A 2819-nucleotide genomic window follows, 5' to 3' on the forward strand; every position below is an offset into this window, starting at 1 on the left:
CTCGAAGGCGGCGATGGCGGCGGCCTCGGCCTCAGCTTCGGCGGCGCGCACGGCGGCCCTGGCGGCAGCGAGCTGCTCGCTGGCGGCGCGCTGCGCCGTATCGGCCCGCGCGGCCAGGATCGCCAGCCACTCGCCCTCGGCCTGGCGCACCAGGCCCGAGAGATTGCGGTAGCGATTGGCCTGCCGTGCCTGGCGCTGCAGCCCCTGGCGCTGGGTGTCCAACTGCCCGAGCAGGTCCTCGGCGCGCGACAGGTTGGTCTCGGCCTGGCGCAGCTTCAGTTCGGCCTCGTGCCGGCGGGCGCGCAGGCCGGCGATGCCGGCGGCCTCCTCGAGCACCTGGCGTCGGTCCTCGGGCTTGGCCTGGATCAGCGTGGAGACCCGGCCCTGGCTGACCATCGCCGAGGCCCGCGCGCCCGAGCCGATATCGGCGAACATGGTCTGCACGTCGCGCGCGCGGACCTCCTTGCCGTTCACCCGGAAGTTCGAGCCCTCGCCGCGGTTGATGCGCCGGACGATTTCGAGCTCGGGCTGCTCGTGGTTGGGCGGCGGTGCGAGACCCTCGGCGTCCTCGAGGCTGAGGGTCACCTCCGCGAGGTTACGCCCCGGCCGCGTCGCGGTGCCGGCGAAGATGACGTCGTCCATCTCCCCGCCGCGCATCGCCTTCGCGGAGGTCTCGCCCATCGCCCAGCGCAGGGCTTCCACCACGTTCGACTTGCCGCAGCCATTCGGCCCGACGATGCCGGTGAGGCCCGGGCGGACCTCGACCGTGGTGGCCTCGGCGAAGGACTTGAAGCCGGCGATGCGGATGCGCGCGAGGGTCGCGCGCACCGATGCCATGCGTTGCGCCTCGCTGCGCGGCGCGCCGTCCTCCTCCTCGGGGCTGGGCGGGGCGGGCGGCAGGGCGCCGTCGTCCGTCACGGCGTCGCCGCCTCGCGCACGAAGCGGTCGAAGGGGATGTTCCCGCCGACCGTCCGCCGGTTGAACACGAAGGTGGGGGTGGCCTGGACGCGGTATTCCTGCTCGCCCTGCTGGCGCTGGGCCAGGATGGCGCGGGCCAGGTCCACGTCGGTCCAGGCGGCCTCGAAGGCGGCGGGCGACATGCCGGCCACCGCGGCGATCTTGCCGATCTCGACCTTGTGGTCGACGCCGCGCGCATAGGCCCAGCGGTCCTGGGTGGCGAAGAGCGCGGTGAGGAAGGCCTCGTAGCGCTCCGGCGGGAAGGACCGCGCCACCACGGCCGCGCCCAGCGCCACCTGGTCGAGCGGGAAGTCGCGCCAGACCAGCCGGATGCGGCCGGTGTCGACCAGTTCCGCCTTCACGCGCGGGAACGTCTCGCGGTGGAAGGCGCCGCAATGCGAGCAGGTGAGGGAGAAGAACTCCTGCACCACCATCGGCGCATCGGCGCGCCCGATCGAGCGTTCCGTCATGCGCTGGTCGACCGCGGGCGCCGGGACGGGCGCATCGGAGGGCGGCGTCGCGCCGGGCGTGGAACCCGCGGTCTGGGCAACGGCCCGGCCGGCGGCAAGCAGGCCGCCGGCGGCGAGAATGGTGCGACGTTCGAACATGATCCGCGGTCTCCTTCGGTGCCGGCCGCAGGATAGGCGCGGCCGGGACGGATATGGGGGCGCAGCGCCTGTGCGGGACTCGGGTGCGCCTACCCCCTGTTCCGATAGACGCCGCGCGCCAATCTTGCCAGCGCATCCCGCAATTCCGGGGAGTCGATGCCGGCCAGCGCCGATTCGACCCTTGCCGGCAAGGCGGCGGGGGCGGGGCGGGGTGCGGGGCGGGGCGCGGCGCTGCCGGGCATGCGCTGCACGAACCGGAAGCGTTCCACCGCGACGCGCCCCAGCGCGGCGTTGATCCGCCCGGCCAGCTGGGGCGCCAGGTGCTGCAGTTCCATGGCCACCGGCCCGGAACAGGCGAGCGTCAGCGTGCCCGAACTGAGCCGTACCGGCTGGGAGACGGCCGCGAGCGCCGGCCCGACCAGCGCCGGCCAGTCCGCCATGATCTGCGCCCCCGCGGGGCTCTTGCGCTTGAAGGCCGGGCGTGTGAGCGCTGGCACCAGGGCGCCGAGCGGCCTCGGCCCGCCCAGGAACCGACGATCCTCCTGATCCCGTGCCATCCGCCACGCCTCCCGCCGCCGAACTTCTCGCCTGGTATGACCGGCACCGGCGCATCCTGCCCTGGCGCGCCGCCCCGGGCGAGGCGCGCGACCCTTACCGTATCTGGCTGTCCGAGGTGATGCTGCAGCAGACCACCGTCGCGGCGGTCGGGCCGCGCTATGCCCGGTTCCTCGCACGCTTCCCGACCGTGCAGGCGCTGGCGGAGGCGGACTGGGCGGCGGTGGCGGAGGAATGGGCGGGGCTCGGCTACTACGCCCGCGCGCGCAACCTGCATGCCTGCGCGCGGGCCGTCGCGGCCGCCGGGGGTTTCCCGTGCAACATTCCGGGGCTGGCGGCATTGCCGGGCATTGGCCCCTACACCGCGGCCGCTGTCGGTGCGATCGCCTTCGACGCGCCGGTGGTGCCGGTGGATGGAAATGTGGAGCGCGTGGTGTCGCGCCTGCATGCCGTGGAGGACCCGCTGCCGGGGTCGAAACCGCGCCTGACCGCGCTGGCCGCGGCCTTCATGCAGGACCCCGCTGCGCGCGCCCGCCCCGGCGACTTCGCCCAGGCGCTGTTCGACCTGGGCGCGACCATCTGCACCCCGCGCAGCCCGGCCTGCGCGCTCTGCCCCTGGCAGGGGGGCTGCGCGGCACGGCGGGCAGGCATCGCCGCCGACCTGCCGCGCAAGGCGCCGAAGCGCGCCCGCCCGCTGCG

Annotated in this window: 4 protein-coding genes; 1 reads left to right on the forward strand and 3 read right to left on the reverse strand. The window is 74.7% G+C overall.

Annotated features, from left to right (window positions below):
- The 3 genes from HW578_RS25045 to HW578_RS25055 form a co-directional block, all read right to left on the reverse strand.
- Positions 1–828: AAA family ATPase (locus tag HW578_RS25045; RefSeq protein ID WP_408906268.1), on the reverse strand; the 828-nt coding region annotated here is incomplete at its 3' end.
- Between the two features lie 86 nt (positions 829–914).
- The gene (locus tag HW578_RS25050; protein ID WP_198373416.1) at positions 915–1565 is read right to left on the reverse strand and encodes a DsbA family protein; all 651 of its coding nucleotides are present in this window, start codon (positions 1563–1565) and stop codon (positions 915–917) included.
- An 89-nt stretch (positions 1566–1654) separates the two neighbouring features.
- The gene (locus tag HW578_RS25055) at positions 1655–2122 is read right to left on the reverse strand and encodes a DUF721 domain-containing protein (protein ID WP_198373417.1); all 468 of its coding nucleotides are present in this window, start codon (positions 2120–2122) and stop codon (positions 1655–1657) included.
- On the opposite strand from HW578_RS25055, the gene HW578_RS25060 reads away from it, so the two are divergent.
- On the forward strand, positions 2116–2819 hold a 704-nt coding region (locus tag HW578_RS25060; RefSeq protein WP_198373418.1), incomplete at its 3' end, for an A/G-specific adenine glycosylase. The two genes, HW578_RS25055 and HW578_RS25060, sit on opposite strands and share 7 nt — an antisense overlap.

The organism is Roseomonas rosulenta (assembly GCF_016106005.1).
Lineage (GTDB): Bacteria > Pseudomonadota > Alphaproteobacteria > Acetobacterales > Acetobacteraceae > Neoroseomonas > Neoroseomonas rosulenta.

Bases quoted from the DNA above. Each gene is read 5' to 3' on its own strand.
- HW578_RS25050 (WP_198373416.1), bottom strand. From the start codon at position 1,565: ATGTTCGAACGTCGCACCATTCTCGCCGCCGGCGGCCTGCTTGCCGCC.
- HW578_RS25055 (WP_198373417.1), bottom strand. From the start codon at position 2,122: ATGGCACGGGATCAGGAGGATCGTCGGTTCCTGGGCGGGCCGAGGCCG.